Source organism: Mesorhizobium sp. WSM4816 (assembly GCF_055811535.1).
In genome coordinates, this window is record NZ_JBVVQR010000004.1 from 1 (window position 1) to 15,390 (window position 15,390).

The window sequence follows — 15,390 nt, forward strand, 5'->3', positions numbered from 1 at the left end:
ATGACGATGAACACCAGGATCACGGCGATCATGACGTGGTTCTGCAGATCGCCGAGCAACTGGTTGACGAAGACCGACTTGTCCTGCGTGTAGGTGACGTGCATGCCTTCCGGCATGGTCTTTATGAAGGCATCGGACACGGCTCTCACCTGGGCGATCGTGTCGATCAGGTTGGATTCGATGCGCTTCTTCACCTCGATGGCGATCGCCGGCTTGCCGTCGAGACGGGTCGCCGTCTCGGCGTCCTTGAAGGTGGAGCGGACGGTGGCGATATCCTTGGCCTGCACCACGGCATTGGGGCCGGCGACGATCGTCAGCGCCGCCATGTCCTGCGGCGTTTCGATCAGCGACGGCACCTTGACGGCATATTTTCCCTCGGACCCTTCGATGTTGCCGGCGGCGACAACACTGTTGGAATCGCCGACCGCACCGATCAGCTGCTCGAGCTGCAGCCCGTAGGACGACAGTTTCATCGGTTCGATGACGACTTCGACGAGCTCGTCGCGGGCGCCCTGCAGCGAGCCCTTCAGCACGCCAGGCACTTCCTCGATGCGGTCGCGCAGCTCGCGCGCCGCCGTTGTCAGAACGCGCTCGGGCACCTTGCCCGACAGCGTCACGACAAGGACGGGGAACTCGGAGACGTTGACTTCGGAGACCACAGGCTCCTCGGCCGCCTGCGGCAGGTCGGCCTTGCCGTCCTGGACCTTGCTGCGCGTGTCCTGCAGCGCCGTCGCCAGGTCCGTCTGCGGGTGGAATTCGACCATCACATAGCCGCCGCCCTGGAAGGCGGCCGAACGCATCTCCTTGAGACCTTTGAGGCTCTTCAGCTTGGCTTCCATCGGCCGCAGCAGAAGGCGCTCCGAATCCTCGGGCGAGATGCCCTGATAAATCAGGCTGACATACATCATCGGAATCGGAACGTCGGGTTCGGCTTCCTTGGGTGTCGACTGATAGGCGACCGCACCGGCAAGGATGAGGAACACCAGCAGCGAAATGGTCAGCCTGGCATTGCTGATTGCGAGTTTGACGATATCCATGATTACTGCGTCCCGGCCATCGCTTCGCCCAGCAGCTTGTGGATGGTCGCCTGGTCGGCCTCGACCGGCTTGACCACTTCGCCTTCCTTCACCAGTTCCTGGCCGGCGACGATGATGCGCGCATCGGCAGGGATGCCGCCGAGCACCAGGCCGGTTGGCGTATCGTCGACCAGATCGATCGGGAAGAACACGACCTTGTTGTCCTTGTCGACGGCGCGGATACCGAGATCGCCCTTGTCGCCGAGCGTCACCACGGAGCGCGGCAGCATGACTGCGTCGGTCGGCTGCGCGCTCAGCGCGATCTCGGCGGTCATCCCGGCCGGAATAGTGCCCTCGGGATTGGGGATTGCGATCTCGACGCGGAAGGTGCGGGTGGCGGACGAGGCGTCGCGGCTGATATAGCGCACGGTGCCTTCGACATTCTGGTCGCTGACCAACCGTACCTTCGCCTTGTCGCCGATCTTCAGATAGCCGAGTTCACGTTCGCTGACCTCGCCGCGGGCAATCACCGGATCGAGGCTCAAAATGGTCGCCACTTCGTCGCCCTGCATCACGGAACTGCCAAGCTCCACCGGCACCCGGTCGATGACGCCGTCGAACGGCGCCTTCACCTCGTTGCGGTCGAGCTCGGCCTGCGCGGCTTCCAGGTGCGACTGGGCCAGCGTCAGGTTGGAGCGCGCCGTGTCGAGCTGCAGCTTGGGCAGATTGCCGGTTTTCATCAGCCGCAATGCTGCATCGAGTTCGGCCTGACGCTGGACCAGGAGCTGCTGGGCGTTGCTGACCGCCGAAAGCTTTTCCTCGGCGGCCAGCATCAGCACGAGGTCGCCGGTCTTGACGCGCTGTCCCTGCTTGACCGGCAGCTTGTCGATGACGCCGGCGGCGCGCGTCGCCAGGACGGCGCGCTTATCGGCTTCGGTCAGTCCGGAAATCCGGATGGCGCGCGCATGGATACGCCTGGGCGGAGTTATGGTCGCGACGGTACGCAACGGCGCCTTGGGCTGTTCTGCCTCAGCGGGCTTGACCTTGCCGGCGTCGGCCGCCTTTGGCCGCTCGACCTCCCCCGCCTCGGGTTTGTCGGCGGCCGCGCTACCGACCGACGAGAACTCGCCCGTCGCCATCCACGCAGCGAAACCGACAAGCACAACAATGGCTGCAAGCTTGTGAAACCTGTACTTCGGCATCGTCATTTTTCCAGTGCGCGGGATTCGGCCAGGCCGCGTCTTCTAGCTCGGCGCGTCGCCGATATGGGTGCGCGCAGAAAAGTTGATGGGTTATTACTTCGCTGGACAGGATGCGCCCGCCGTCGTGAGGCGCGCCGGACCAGCGCGGCCGTTCATCTGCGACATCACACTCGGCATCTTGTCCCACTCGGGGCAACCCCTTAATTGGGGGCTAGCCGCTGCGTAAAAGCGCCGGCAGCGCACCCGACTTCGAGCGCATTTGCGACAGGACCTTGCGCAAGTGACACCTGAGAATTTGCGTATGGCGCTCCCGCTCGAACGGATTGCCATCGAGCCGCCATGGATCGTCTGCGGCCATTTCTCGATTCAGCAGTTCATGATCGACTTTATGGGTCAAATTCACACCTCGCTAAGTCAGCAATCACCGACGCTGCAAAACGCCGTCAGAGATAGCGTCGGGACCCGGGCACGCTAATTTTGAAAGCGGGGCCGTTCGTGAGACCCGATGTCAAAACACCACCACGCTTCACCGTGTGGTTGCCCACCTCGTGCACTTCTGGGACCATTCAGCGAATGAGAGTCCGTTTGACGCGCGCATAGACACCGATGAGGAGGAACGTCCCGGCACCAATTTCCACCGTCTTCGGATCGTTGCCTTCTGTACTCCTATGGGCATAGGTGGTTGGTGCTCAGGCTTCTTCGTCGGGCGTGCCTGCAGGCCGAGGCACGTGATTTCGGTCACACTCCTAATAGGGTCGGCAGGATTGGCAAAATTGATTGTTCGGATGACAACCATCCACGCCCTAAACACATCGAAGGCGGAATTGGGCTTGCCTGGGTCCGCGCCTGTGTGGCGTTGGCCGACAAACGCTTTGCGGTGGGCGGGAATCCCGCACACACAGCGATTGAGATGCTGACGATCCGCGATGGAAGAGGCTCGCGGCATTCAGCAGCCCCGTCTTCATCAAGCATGGATCCTACCCTGTGCATTATCGATCTCGCAGATGCGATCGAATTTGTGGAGGAGTGGCCGGGGGACCGCCGCAGTCTGATCCATGAACAGCCCTTCACCGGTGCTACCAAGCACAAGACGCCGCACGCCGATGGGCGTGGCCCGCGATGCCTTTGTCGGCTCCGCAATCCTGAAAGACTTCGTGGCGGAAATGCCGTGGATCGCTGCTTCCAATTCGGGCGGTGGACAGGTGCAGGTTCGTTCGGCCGTCCACCTCATTTTGTGCCGCATATGCCGGGCTGCCCGGTCGCTTTGTTGGGCAGGGCACGACCGATGGAGGCAGAATATCACCAACTGCGCCGGATGCGGCTGACCATGGTGGAGAACGACGAGCGTGCAACCACGGAACCGGCTGCGCGCTACGCGGGTCGAAGGTCACGGCCATAAGGCGGAGGTCAACTTCGCAGGGAGCGCGGCGGTCCTCTCTCGTTCGAAGACAGAGCAGTCCTGACCGATCGCTCGTAGAGGGGAGGCCATGCCATAATTGCACCGAAAGCCGACCCTGGCCGAACCAGGAACGCTTGAAAGAGCAGATCACGCTTTCGCGCATACAAGGAAGGGGAGGAAAGCGTCATGCTCTTCACTGGGATCGTGATCCCGTGCAGCCGCGACCGCTCACATCGAACCACACTCGCCAGCTTATTACGACGCCAGCACGCTGACGATGACTGTGACTGTGGCTCACCGCCTCAGCATGGCCGCAATGCCATGACGGACAAAGGGAAGATGTTGGCCGAAGCGCAGCCCCACATGTCTTGCAAGCCGTGCAGCCGGGTGCTCGCTTGAGTAGACTCTGTGGAGCATGTCGGGATCGGCAGTGTCGCGACGGTCGCGCCATACTGTCAGGATACCATGGGCGAGTTGCCTCTGGCCGCCGAGGCCGATGTTGAAGCCATGCGCGGTCACCGGGTGCATGCCAATGGCAGCGTCGCCTATCGATGCGGCGCTCGGCGCCCGGAACCTGTGCGCCCAGGTGGTGACCAAAGGATAAATATGGCGGTTGGTGCAAGCTCATGTTGCCGAGGCGCCCTCGACAGTGCTTCGTCAACTCCATCAGGAACAACTCGTCGTCGAGGGCAAGCAGTCTGTCGGCCTCGTTTGAGGGCAAAGTCAAAAGCAGCGACGACATGCCTCGCGCGAGGGGCAACATCGCTATCGTCTGATGGTGATCGAACCATTCGATCGCGATCTAGTGGTGGGGGCGCTGTTGCCTCACTCGGCAAATCAGCATCGAGCTGCCAAGCCGTTTGATATCGGCGCCGATGCCGAGCAGATTGCGGGTGGCGGACAAACGCGAATCGGCGGCAACGAGAAGTCGAGCGGTCAGTCGCCTGCCGTTGGAGAGCGTTCTGACTGCTCCCTGATGGCTGTTTGTTGCACGCGCGACCGAGTGGCCGCACAGCAGCCCGGCATGGCCCTGCAAGCGGATGATCTTGAACAGGGCATCGCGAATCCGGCAATTCGGGACCAGAACGCCAGTGGTTCCGCGGATCCGCCAGGAGAATCGAAACACAGCGCAAAAGAGGGCTCGATTCGTTGAGGACGCGTGCGCCTTGAAGCGGTGACTTGTCAGAGCCGCGGATAGCATCCCAGGCGCCGAGCTCGCGAAGGATCCCAATAGAAGCGTGGGTGAGCGCGATCTCGCGACCGTCGAAAGCCGGATTTTCCAGTCTTTCCAGGGACTGCCCTTCGACAACCGCCAGTTTGAGCTCGCTGTGGCAAGCGATGCGGCGAAGGAAAGTCCGACCGGCCCGGCGCCAACGACAATGATGTCGAAGCTGTCATCAAAGCCGGCCATCAGCGTGCCGCCAGCGCGTTGGCTATGCCCGACAGATCATGAAGCGCTCCCATGGCCCACATTTTGCGGCAATCGATACGGCAAAGCTGACCAAGAACGAGCGTCGCTTCTTTGCAGAAAGGGCAATCACGGTCATTACATGCCGACGGGTCAAGCCGCAGCCCGTCTCGTCGGACTGGGCGAGACATTGCATGAGGCCTAACGGGCAATCGTTGAGCCTCCCCAGACGCCTCAACATTGCCGAAAAAGTAAAATGGGCATTGTCTTCCGGGTTATTCAACAACTCCGAGAGGCGCTGCTGTTTCGAGCCAGCGCTGGAAGAGCTGCGACGGTTATTTCATTCGAGGCTTCAGCTGCTAGGACATTCGATGCTGCGGATAAACAGCGGCGACGGGCTCGAACCAGCCGAGCAGAGCATCGTCTGGCGCCGGAGTTGTCGCGGCGAGCGGTCGCAGCTGATCGGCTTCATTTGGCGGCGGAAGCTGTGCGCACGGCACGATGATCAGGGGTGGTTGGGGTCGATGCCAATCAAGCTAAGGCCAAGCGTGCTCACCGCATAGGCGGTCACCTGCCACTGCCATCCCAGAGCGTCAGGATGCTCTGCGCGATAGCTTGGCGCGCTGCACACGCGAGCGATTTGTTCAGGGCAAGCCGGTTCATCAACGAGACCCGCTGCTGCAGGAGTTGTAAACGCCCGCACCATGGCGCCGCGAATCCCCGCTTGTGGCGCCATGACCTTGAGGCCAGTGAGTTCGGCGCTAACAACGCAGACTGAAGCAGGCCGATCAGCCCGGCCCATGCCGGAGAGCACGGCGACCAATGCCGTCAGCTACACCACCTAGGGGGACACGACCCAGGACACGATCCCGCCTGCGGCTAAGCGCGAGTTGAAAAGCATACGTCCACGTCCGCCATTACCGCATGCACCGCCTTGGATAAGGCCCGCCCCGAGGCATGGCGGGGCCCCGGTTGGCGTTCGTATCGACGGCAGGTTCCTAAGCAGCGACTCCCGTGAGGTCGAGCAGTTCTAACTGGCGGCTTGAGTCGACGGCGCTCACGCACAGCCGTTCCAGGTGCAGCCCGTTATGCGGCCCCTCGCCCTTCCCATTGGCTTGGGCAAGCTTTTGGGTGGTCCTCAGCACCGCCGGTCGCAGAGACGTCCGGTTTGCACCGTTAGCACAGGCCAATATTGCGGCCGCCTCGGATGTATGCGTCCCTCTCTTCTGTTTGGCCTGACTGAACAAACTTGCACCCGGTCGGACACGCAGTCCAACCAGGATGCGCGCATCCACATCAAGCCCCATGAAGGCGAAGAAAATCCTCATACGTCGCTTGCAACCCGGCACCAAGAGACGTTTTGGCTTTCCAGCCAAGCTTACGCAAGCGCGTTACGTCCAGTAACTTGCGCGGAGTACCGTCTGGCTTCGTCGTGTCGAATACCAGATTGCCCTCCCAGCAGACCGCCGCCTTGACGAGTTCCGCCACCTCGCGAATTGTGACATCCTCGCCAACACCAACATTAATCAGGGGCGCAGTGTCGGGGGCAGTCAAGGCGTCAAAATCCGAATCTGGCAGGCCAAGCAGGAACGCAATGGCATCGCCTATATCCGACGAATACATAAACTCTCGCCGAGGGTTTCCGGATCCCCAGACCCCCACCGAGGAGTCGCCGTTTATTTTAGCTTGATGAAAACGGCGTATCAGAGCAGGCAGAACGTGGCATTTTTCGGGGTGATAATTATCGCCGGGACCATATAAGCTGGTCGGCATCAACGCGAGATAGCGCGTCTGGTACTGCCGGTTAAAAGACCAGCATGATTCGACTCCTGCGATTTTTGCCAAAGCGAAGGGACGATTCGTCGCTTCAAGCGGACCGGTGAGAAGATATTCCTCCCGTATCGGCTGCGGACAGTCGCGTGGATAGATACATGAGGAGCCAAGAAAAATCATCCGTTCGACGCCTGAAGCGTAAGCGGCATCAAAAACACTGAGTTGGATCGCGAGGTTGTTATGAAGGAAATCGACAGGAGAGCTAGCGTTCGCCAGTATACCACCAACCTTTGCGGCGCACATAATGACGTAATCGGGCCGCCGCGACATGAAGAACCTGCGCGTCTCGGTCCGGTCAAATAGATCCAGTTGGTCGTGAGTACGTGTTATTATTTCATACGATCCTAACGTCTCGAGGGCACTCATTGTGGCGGATCCAACAAGGCCGCTATGGCCTGCCACATAGACTTTCTTCATCTTTTTGTTTCCCATGTGATAACGCTATGGACGCTCCTTAAGAAGGCCACCCTAACGCTGACAACAAGCCAGCATGGCGCCGCCGTTGTCATCATAACTCTCGTGGACTGTATGAATAATAACCCTGCGTCATCAGCACTGCGTCACGCTCTGCCATGCGCAAATCTTCCCGAACCATCTCCCTAACCAATTCAATGAAGGAGATTTTTGGCTCCCACCCAAGTTTTTCTTTGGCCTTGCGGGCATCGCCGAGAAGTGTCTCGACTTCTGCAGGACGAAAATAACGGGGATCTACTTTTACGATCAAAGCTCCCGTCTTTGCATCGTATCCCTCTTCGTCGACCCCTTCCCCAACCCAACGAACACCAATGCCGAGTTCAGCGGCCGCGACGGTGACAAATTCGCGCACCGAATGTTGCTCACCGCTAGCGATCACAAAGTCTTCAGCTTGCTCCTGCTGCAGCATCAACCACTGCATCTGGACGTAGTCTCGAGCGTGCCCCCAATCGCGAAGAGCATTAAGGTTGCCCAAGAATAGATTCGGCTGCATTCCAAGCTTAATCCGAGCCAGGGCGCGCGTGATTTTTCGCGTTACAAATGTTTCTCCGCGCGCAGGTGACTCATGATTAAATAAAATGCCGTTACATGCGTACAAGTTGTAAGCTTCTCGATAATTTACGGTGATCCAGTGAGCATACAATTTGGCAACAGCGTAGGGTGATCGGGGGTAGAACGGTGTCGTCTCGGTCTGTGGCGTTTCCCGCACCAGCCCGTAGAGCTCAGACGTCGAGGCTTGGTAGTAGCGCGTATGCTCGACGAGCCCCAGGATCCGAATTGCCTCGAGGATACGCAGCGCACCCAACGCGTCCGAGTTCGCGGTGTATTCTGGTTGTTCAAAGGAGACTGCAACGTGGCTCTGAGCTGCCAGATTGTAAATTTCGTTTGGCTGAACCAGTTGGATGACGCGCGTAAGGCTGGACGAGTCTGTCAAGTCCCCGTGGTGAAGTGTAAGATCAACGCCACTTTCATGAGGATCATGATAGAGATGGTCTATACGGCCCGTATTGAAAAGAGACGATCGTCTTTTTATCCCATGCACAGAATAGCCCTTTTCCAGCAGCAATTCTGCGAGGTAGGAACCGTCTTGCCCCGTGACCCCGGTGATTAAAGCGACTTTTCTCTTTGACAAGCTTGAATCCTTTTGATTTTGACGCGCCGAAGAAAATGCTCGCCTGCGGCAGGATTGCGTGGCGAGAAAGGGGCGCATTGGGCAGGGCGAACGGGGCCTCTGCGCGAAGGCAAGGGAGAGTTAGAGCGGGATGCCAACCCCTTCATGGGGTCGGGGAACGGTCGAAAGAGTTATCAATCAAGATCAAACGACGCGGGTCATTCAGATCGAATTCGACAATTCGTGGCACGAAGAGGCGGGCATAGCGGGAGAAGGCGCTAGTCGGAGGAAACCGAATTACAGTGTCGCATCTACCAAGGAGATACATCTCAACGAGAGCGGAAAAACCCCCGTCAATGCCCAGTGCTGCACTGTTTAAGGGGCCGGCCTGATCCGCTTGGAAGCGTTTGGGGACGGTGAAAAGTTCGGGAAATACGCCCGACAAGTGATCAACAACCTGGGCGCTGTCTGTACACAAGAACACCCTTACAGGTCTTGGATGCGGTTGCGCTTTGGCCATACGAATGGCAGTGCATACCTGCTCTAAGGCAACCTTTGGATCAGCCCAGTAAGGTGCGTGATCCATAATATCTCCGCCGTTGCCGTGGCGGACATGGACCCCAATTATGCTGTGCCCGGCAAAGTGTTCCTGGTAGAGCGCTTCAATCCGATCCTCAATTTCGACCCTCGGTCTGATGCTCCGAAATATCGTTCGCTCGGCTTGCTCATCGCAGCGCCACATCAAGCAAGCATCACACACTACCGTGTTGGCTTCACAATCATCTTGGGCCTGGAAAAGATCGTTAAGCTCGTCACGTTCTTGGAAAATCTGTTCATCCGGACGGTACACGCAGTCGATGGATGGCTTGTTCCACCACGACGGGAAGAAGGGACCGGGGAATGAGACGTGGTTGATCTCGTCATCGCAAATGACCCGTACACCACCGATCTCTTCAATTGGCTTGAAGAAAGCCGGAAAGGCATTCGCAAACGGGTTGTCGAGGTAACAAGAGCCGCGCCAATCTATTGCTAAAGCCCGTCCCGTCCGATGTGCGTAGTCCCATGCCGACGCGAGAGACCACAAGCAATCACCGAGACCCTCGCGCCGTCGAGAAACAACGAACCGATCCATCCTTGAGCCATCAACAAGCATCTAAATTGCCTCTTTCCAAAACAACCACAAACCTCAGCTTTGCTGCTGCCTTTGAGGCAAGCGCCTGCGCAATTCGGGGAGCTTGTCGTGCTGCGCCAATGCGATGCAGCTTGCGTCGATCGCGGAAGTGCCTGGCCGCGATGGACGCGCGCCTCGGCTGGTATTCGGCGCACACCAGAAAATGCTCTTTGGAGCCAACGCAGACATCAACGACTTTCCCTAAAGGCTTACATCTTTGAATTCGTTCTATGCAACGTGCCGCAACATTCGTAAAATCGTCTGTTTCGATGAAACGCATCCACGTTATGGATGGCTAGTGACGTGGGTTCCAGGGCGTTGACCTGAACCCTCTCGTTGTGCGTCACTGCTAATCCCTGCGGAAGCTTACGGCGGCAGCACGCAGCATGACCCAAGTCAGCCGGCCATGAGCGCGACCGCAACGACGACATCCGACGGAGCCGTTGACCTGACTTCACTTGCACACTTCCTCAGATCATCATCCCTGCTGGAAGACCTGGGCAGAGCCGGCGATATCACGAGCGATGCAATTATCGCCGCCGATGCAAAGCCACGCTTTCGCTTAACGCGCGCCAAGCGGGCGTGGGTGCGGGGCTCGACCTGTGGCGTTTTCTTTCTTGCTCGTCGATCCAGCAATCGATGTGCAAATCCGGCGGCCGGACGGCAGCGATGTCGAGCAGGTCAAACCATTGCGATGGTAAACGGGCCGGCGCGAAGCCTGCTGAGCGGACCGCGCTCGATTTTCTGTGCCGTCTGAGCGGCATTGCTACGGCTACGGCCGCGTTGTTTGTCGAAGCGATACGCGGTCAGGCGCCAATCACCGCTTCGCGCTCGACGACGCGGTGCTCAAGGACAACCACATCGCCATTGCCGGCGACATCCGCACCGCAATCGAGCGGGCGCCTAGCGCCATAGGTCACATGGTCAAGATCGAGGTAGAGGTGGACAGGCTGGACCAGTTGGAGATAGCGCTTACAGTGGGCGTCGACGGCATGCTCCTCGACAACATGTCGGTCGAGGAGCTTGCGCAAGCTGTGCCTATGTCGGGCGCAGCGCGATCACCGAGGCCTCGGGCTTGAGTAACGCGGGCGAGCGCCCGGCAATTGCGGCGACCGGCGTGGACCGCATATCGGTGGCTGGCTTACCCGCGGCGCGCCCATTCTCGACATCGGTCTCGTGCTCGGCGCCGGCGGCATGCTGATGTACCCGGCCTGGGTTCTGACCGAATTGAAGAAGATCACTGAGGCCTCCGGCACGCTCCTGATCGCCGACGAAGTGATGACCGGTTGGGGAGCGCACCGGAACCATGTTCGCCTGCGAACAGGCGAACATCTCTCCAGATATCCTGTGCACCTCGAAGGGCTCGATTTTGGGATAGTCGATGCCCGTCGATTTCAGGGTGACGGGATTCAGGTCTGAAACGTCGGTGCGCGGAAGCTCGCGCTCGGATCGATTTAGATCGCAGATCTGCACGCTAATTCAGCCTTGATCCACAGCTAATGTGAATGGGAACGCGTATTCAGTCCTAGTAGCTCTGCAAAAATCCTCCGCTCTGGTGCCCTCAGCGCCATCACCCGGCACTTCAAGATGTCTCATAGCTCCGGACCGTTCCGAACGATCAGGGTGCCGGACGGCCACTCGCTCATCGAGCGTCCAATCGGCACAACCACGACGAGCACGTCCTCGACGCGCGTGGGCGGCAGGTCAAGACACACATCTGCGAGAGTGGACCGCACGCGAACGCCCGACACAATAGCCGCCAGGCCGTCTCTGCAGATCCTCTCAAAATGGTTCCGCATTGCGTGCCGAACGGTGCCGAAAGCGAATGGAACCCCAAGCTGCTGCATTACTGGATATAGAACGCGCATTGAATGACCGATCCCTTGTCCCTCAAGATCCGGACGCACCCCGTACAACCCCAGGTCGGCCACCAGGAGGTCTACCTCGTCAACCTTGATGAAGCGGCGTAGTATGCCGATATGAGCCGCTACGCCGTGCGCGTCGTAACTGATTGCGCGGAGCTCCGGCCTCGCACCGGCCCAGCTACGGCCGCCTTCGAATGGCTCTGAGTTGGAGGCCCCAGTCGGTCCGTAGGTCTTTCGGAAGAACTCGGAGAGTTCGACATGGTCGGCCTGTTGCAACTCATTTTCCCAGCACAACTTCCACCGCACGTCAGAGTACATGGAAAAACCTCATCTTTGTTGCTGCTTTGTTGAGGTAAGCCCCTACGCATAGGGACGTTTGTCGCATCGAGCCGGGTCGATGTAGCTTGCTCAGATCACGGAAGAAACTAGCCGCAATCAAGATGCGACTCCGTTGTGTTCGGCGCACACGGAAGGCGTACACCAGAAAATGCTGCTCGGAGCCAATACAAACATCGTTAATTACCTTTTGGCTTAGATCCTTGATATCTTGCTAGGCGACGTTCTGCAGAATTGGCAAATCGTTTGTTTCGATGAATGCATCCACGCCATGGATAGGAATAGCCCTGCGTTTCAAAGCGCTTGATCTAAACCTGCGCCCAAGGCGGCCTTTATCACACGAGGCTTCGACCCGGCCAGTTGCCCGACCGACCCGCTCGTCAGCTGCCGGCCCAATCGACTGCTATCTGGGACGGAACCTTCCTCCACCGTTGATACGCGTCCTCGTGCGCACTGAACTTTTAGGCTAAATCATTGCCATGCCGCCGTTCACATGAACGGTTTGGCCGGTGATGTAGGCGGCCTCGTTCGAGGCCAGGTAGACCACAGCCGAGGCGACTTCCACGCCGGTGCCCATGCGCCTGGCCGGAATCGCGGCCATGATCGCTTCTTTCTGCTTGTCGTTCAGCTTGTCAGTCATGGCCGATTCGATGAAGCCCGGCGCCACGCAGTTCACTGTCACGCCGCGCGTCGCGATCTCCTGCGCCAGCGATTTCGACATGCCGATCATGCCAGCCTTTGACGCGCAATAGTTCGCCTGGCCGGGATTGCCGGTTACACCGGACACGGAGGTGATGTTGATGATGCGGCCGTTGCGGCGGCGCATCATCGAATAGGTCAGTTCGCGTGTGAGCCGGAACACGGCGGTCAGGTTGACCTCGAGTACCGCGTCCCAGTCCGCGTCCGACATCCGGATAAAAAGCCCGTCCTTGGTGATCCCGGCATTGTTGACCAGTATGTCGACGCCTTCGAGTTCGGCTTCCGCCTTTGCGCCCAGCGCCTTGACCTCGTCGCGGTTCGAGAGGTTCGCCGGAAACAGTTTTGTCCGCTCGCCAAGCTCGGCAGCCAACGCCTCGAGCTTTTCGACACGCGTGCCGTGCAGGCCGACGGTTGCGCCCTGCGCGTGCAGCGCCCGCGCCACAGCCTCGCCGATTCCACCGCTTGCTCCGGTGACGAGCGCGTTGCGGCCGGTCAGATCGAACATTTATCGATTCCCTTTCTAAGGACCGGCTTCGCACGGAAGCGGTCACTGGCGGCCCTGCGCCGTCCAGACATTATCGGTACAGCTGCTGGACAGGCCTCGAGCCGAACTCGGAGGGCCTCGCTTAATCTTCCGGGTAGCGGTACGTCCACATCGCTTCAACAGCTGAGAATTTTGCAAAAACGTGCCCCGGCTCGTCCAGCTTCCGCAGCGCATTCACCGAGGCGGTCCAAGGCCACGCCCTTCACAATCGTGATCCGGCAAAGATTTGGAAACGAGAGATAGAGTTACTGGAGGAATGTCGCATGGCTTCTACACCTGCTTGAACGCCAGAACTGCGTTCATGCCGCCCATGGCGAAGGCGTTGCTCAGTGCCACGCGCACCTTGCGCTCGCGCGCCACATTGGGCGTGACGTCGAGATCGCAATCGGGGTCTGGCTCGCGATAATTGGCGGTCGGCGGCACGACGCCCTCCTGGATCGCCAACACGGAGGCGATCATTTCAAGTGCGCTCGCTGCGCCGAGGCAATGCGCGTGCATGGACTTGGTGGACGAGACAGACATCGAATAGGCATGGCCTCCGAAGACGCGCTTGATCGCCGCCGTCTCGGTCTGATCGTTGGCCTTGGTGCCGGTGCCGTGGGCGTTGAGGTAATCCACGTCCTCGGCATTCAGCCCGGCGTCGGCAAGGCAAGCGCGCATGGCGGCCTCCGGCCCCTCGATAGACGGCGCGACGATGTGGAAGGCATCCGCGGAAAGGCCTATGCCTGCGATCTCAGCAAGCATTGTGGCACCGCGCGCCGCGGCATGCTCATAGCTTTCCAACACGGCCATGCCCGCACCCTCACCTATCACCACTCCCTTCCTGTCGGCGGAGAAGGGCCGGCAAGTATCCGGAGCGAGCGCGCGCATTGCTTCCCATGCCTTCATCTGAAGCCATACGAGTGGCGCCTCGGCGCCTCCGGCAAGCATCACGTCGGCCCGGCCGAGCCTGATCTGATCCGCCGCCGAAGCGATCGCATGGTTGGCTGATGCGCATGCGGAGGCGATGGCAAAGACCGGGCCGCGCAGGCCTAGGCTCATGCTGACCTGGCTGGCAGCGGCGCTCGGCAACCCCCTTGGTGCAGTGTAAATGCCCACACGCCTCGCACCGTCCAAAAAGAGGTCGCGGTAGGTTTCTTCGACCGTTCCCCACCCCCAGCCGCAGACGCCTACTGCCGCGCCGAAGCGATACGGATTTCCCTCGTCGCAGGAAAGTCCGGCGTGTTGCATGGCTTCGCGCGCTGCAAGCACAGCGAGCAAGCTCAGGCGGTCCATGGAGACGAGCTGGTTGCGGCCGATGTCGTGCTTCGGCAGCTCCTTGATCTCGGTACCGACAGTGCCCTTCATCTCATGAAGCTCGGAAGTGACCATCGGGCGGACGGCGGAGCGGCCTTCGCGCATCTCTTTCCAGATAGAGGCGGCGTTGTTGCCTAGGCCGCAAAGCCCGCCCATCCCAGTAATGACGACTCGCCTGTCCAATCAGACCTCCTTCGCGAGCAAACCGCGGACGGCTTCCACCATGTCGCCGACATTCTTGAGATTCGACCAGGCGTCGGCCGCGTTCATGTCGATCTTGATGTCGTAGGCCTGCTCCACATCCCAGAGGAGATCCGCCAGACCCAGCGAATCGACTCCGAGCGAGGTCAGTTCCGTGGCAGTCGTTATTTCGCCGATGATGGACGCACTCTCGCCGCTCTCCGATTCGACGCGGTTCTTGATCGTGGCAATGATTTCCGTCGCGAGTTGATCAGCCATTCTGTTCCTTTCCATAGCAATGCCTTTTGACGTGGGTGCGGCGCCATACCTCTGCCAGTCACGTCGCGAAAATCGTCCCTGACTAGGCTTGTGCCACTCACCAACAGCAATCGGAAAAAAAAGACCGGATGAGTTCCGGTTGGTCTGCGGCGTAGGCATCCAACTGCAACTCATTTTCCTGGGGCAACTTCCATCGCACGTCTGAGCTCATGGAAATTTCTCCTTCGGGCTCTTTTTTCGCTAGCGTCACACGATAAGGGTAGCGGGCGATCAGGGCGTGTGAGGTGCTGTCAATGCGAGATTCCGGAAGATTGATAAAATCGTTTGTTTCGATGAGATGCATCCACCCTGTGGATAGAGATACATTCCAATGAACGGGCAAGCCTCTGGTTGCGGGAGATAATGCTACAGGAGACATCCCGCATGGCTCCACGCAAAAGGTCGGCACGTCTCGGGCGCTACTAGATGCTCAGCGCCTCACACTCGCTCTCTACGGTGCGACGAAGCGCGCTGGCGGTCGCGGAAGGCACAAAGGTTATCAATCCGCAGTGTGGATTCATCCTGTGGCTCGACCTTC

General features: G+C 59.3%; 11 protein-coding genes and 6 pseudogenes. 4 read left to right on the forward strand and 13 right to left on the reverse strand.

Annotated elements, in window-relative coordinates; all coding sequences use genetic code 11:
* The 4 genes and pseudogenes from AC0L3H_RS06245 to ubiM all read right to left on the reverse strand — a co-directional run.
* On the reverse strand, positions 1-1,037 hold a 1,037-nt coding region (locus tag AC0L3H_RS06245), incomplete at its 3' end, for an efflux RND transporter permease subunit (protein WP_473584868.1).
* Positions 1,038-1,039: 2 nt separating this feature from the next.
* Positions 1,040-2,218 carry an efflux RND transporter periplasmic adaptor subunit gene (locus AC0L3H_RS06250; protein WP_473584869.1) on the reverse strand — a complete coding sequence of 393 codons (1,179 nt, stop codon included), beginning with the start codon at positions 2,216-2,218 and terminating at the stop codon, positions 1,040-1,042.
* Positions 2,219-2,421: 203 nt separating this feature from the next.
* Positions 2,422-2,576: pseudogene (locus tag AC0L3H_RS06255) on the reverse strand (SAM-dependent methyltransferase); the annotation flags it as partial.
* A 1,335-nt stretch (positions 2,577-3,911) separates the two neighbouring features.
* Positions 3,912-5,028 (reverse strand): annotated as a pseudogene (gene ubiM, locus AC0L3H_RS06260) (5-demethoxyubiquinol-8 5-hydroxylase UbiM).
* Positions 5,029-5,051: 23 nt separating this feature from the next.
* On the opposite strand from ubiM, the pseudogene AC0L3H_RS06265 reads away from it, so the two are divergent.
* Positions 5,052-5,230, forward strand: a pseudogene (locus tag AC0L3H_RS06265) (SIR2 family protein); the annotation flags it as partial.
* Between the two features lie 1,091 nt (positions 5,231-6,321).
* Here the strand turns inward: AC0L3H_RS06265 and AC0L3H_RS06270 are convergent.
* From AC0L3H_RS06270 to AC0L3H_RS06285, 4 genes are all read right to left on the reverse strand, one after another.
* Positions 6,322-7,275, reverse strand: a complete 954-nt coding sequence (locus AC0L3H_RS06270; RefSeq protein WP_473584870.1) for a GDP-L-fucose synthase family protein — start codon at positions 7,273-7,275, stop codon at positions 6,322-6,324.
* Positions 7,276-7,366: 91 nt separating this feature from the next.
* The gene (gmd, locus tag AC0L3H_RS06275; RefSeq protein ID WP_473584871.1) at positions 7,367-8,464 is read right to left on the reverse strand and encodes a GDP-mannose 4,6-dehydratase; all 1,098 of its coding nucleotides are present in this window, start codon (positions 8,462-8,464) and stop codon (positions 7,367-7,369) included.
* 142 nt (positions 8,465-8,606) lie between these two features.
* On the reverse strand, positions 8,607-9,596 hold the full coding sequence (locus tag AC0L3H_RS06280; protein WP_473498004.1) for a nodulation protein NodZ: 990 nt from the start codon (positions 9,594-9,596) through the stop codon (positions 8,607-8,609).
* Positions 9,586-9,894 (reverse strand): hypothetical protein, encoded by a 309-nt coding sequence (locus tag AC0L3H_RS06285; RefSeq protein ID WP_473498002.1) that lies wholly within the window; start codon positions 9,892-9,894, stop codon positions 9,586-9,588. The genes AC0L3H_RS06280 and AC0L3H_RS06285 overlap by 11 nt, the downstream gene beginning before the upstream one ends.
* A gap of 126 nt (positions 9,895-10,020) precedes the next feature.
* On the opposite strand from AC0L3H_RS06285, the pseudogene AC0L3H_RS06290 reads away from it, so the two are divergent.
* Positions 10,021-10,790 (forward strand): annotated as a pseudogene (locus tag AC0L3H_RS06290) (beta/alpha barrel domain-containing protein); the annotation flags it as partial.
* A pseudogene (locus AC0L3H_RS06295) lies at positions 10,785-10,977 on the forward strand (aminotransferase class III-fold pyridoxal phosphate-dependent enzyme); the annotation flags it as partial. The pseudogenes AC0L3H_RS06290 and AC0L3H_RS06295, both read left to right, overlap by 6 nt.
* A gap of 229 nt (positions 10,978-11,206) precedes the next feature.
* On the opposite strand, the gene AC0L3H_RS06300 reads toward AC0L3H_RS06295, so the two are convergent.
* Both AC0L3H_RS06300 and fabG read right to left on the reverse strand, forming a co-directional pair.
* A complete protein-coding gene (locus AC0L3H_RS06300; RefSeq protein ID WP_473498000.1) occupies positions 11,207-11,797 on the reverse strand; it encodes a NodA family N-acyltransferase in 591 nt (196 codons plus the stop codon).
* Positions 11,798-12,281: 484 nt separating this feature from the next.
* Complete coding sequence (gene fabG / locus AC0L3H_RS06305) at positions 12,282-13,019, reverse strand: 3-oxoacyl-[acyl-carrier-protein] reductase (RefSeq protein WP_473584872.1); 738 nt, start codon at positions 13,017-13,019, stop codon at positions 12,282-12,284.
* Positions 13,020-13,231: 212 nt separating this feature from the next.
* Here fabG and AC0L3H_RS06310 point away from each other — a divergent pair.
* Positions 13,232-13,342: pseudogene (locus AC0L3H_RS06310) on the forward strand (LysR family transcriptional regulator); the annotation flags it as partial.
* Here the strand turns inward: AC0L3H_RS06310 and AC0L3H_RS06315 are convergent.
* The 3 genes from AC0L3H_RS06315 to AC0L3H_RS06325 form a co-directional block, all read right to left on the reverse strand.
* Complete coding sequence (locus AC0L3H_RS06315) at positions 13,329-14,537, reverse strand: beta-ketoacyl-[acyl-carrier-protein] synthase family protein (protein ID WP_473584873.1); 1,209 nt, start codon at positions 14,535-14,537, stop codon at positions 13,329-13,331. The pseudogene AC0L3H_RS06310 and the gene AC0L3H_RS06315 overlap by 14 nt on opposite strands.
* Entirely contained in the window at positions 14,538-14,813 is a 276-nt protein-coding gene (locus AC0L3H_RS06320) for an acyl carrier protein (RefSeq protein WP_473498024.1), read from the reverse strand.
* Between the two features lie 97 nt (positions 14,814-14,910).
* Positions 14,911-15,231, reverse strand: coding sequence for a hypothetical protein (locus AC0L3H_RS06325; protein WP_473584874.1), 321 nt, complete (start codon positions 15,229-15,231; stop codon positions 14,911-14,913).
* Positions 15,232-15,390: the final 159 nt, after the last annotated feature.

Excerpts from the sequence above, each read along its gene's own strand:
- AC0L3H_RS06250 (WP_473584869.1), bottom strand. The coding sequence starts at position 2,218 with ATGCCGAAGTACAGGTTTCACAAGCTTGCAGCCATTGTTGTGCTTGTC.
- AC0L3H_RS06270 (WP_473584870.1), bottom strand. The coding sequence starts at position 7,275 with ATGAAGAAAGTCTATGTGGCAGGCCATAGCGGCCTTGTTGGATCCGCC.
- AC0L3H_RS06280 (WP_473498004.1), bottom strand. The coding sequence starts at position 9,596 with ATGCTTGTTGATGGCTCAAGGATGGATCGGTTCGTTGTTTCTCGACGG.
- AC0L3H_RS06285 (WP_473498002.1), bottom strand. The coding sequence starts at position 9,894 with ATGCGTTTCATCGAAACAGACGATTTTACGAATGTTGCGGCACGTTGC.
- AC0L3H_RS06300 (WP_473498000.1), bottom strand. The coding sequence starts at position 11,797 with ATGTACTCTGACGTGCGGTGGAAGTTGTGCTGGGAAAATGAGTTGCAA.
- fabG (WP_473584872.1), bottom strand. The coding sequence starts at position 13,019 with ATGTTCGATCTGACCGGCCGCAACGCGCTCGTCACCGGAGCAAGCGGT.
- AC0L3H_RS06320 (WP_473498024.1), bottom strand. The coding sequence starts at position 14,813 with ATGGCTGATCAACTCGCGACGGAAATCATTGCCACGATCAAGAACCGC.
- AC0L3H_RS06325 (WP_473584874.1), bottom strand. The coding sequence starts at position 15,231 with ATGTCTCCTGTAGCATTATCTCCCGCAACCAGAGGCTTGCCCGTTCAT.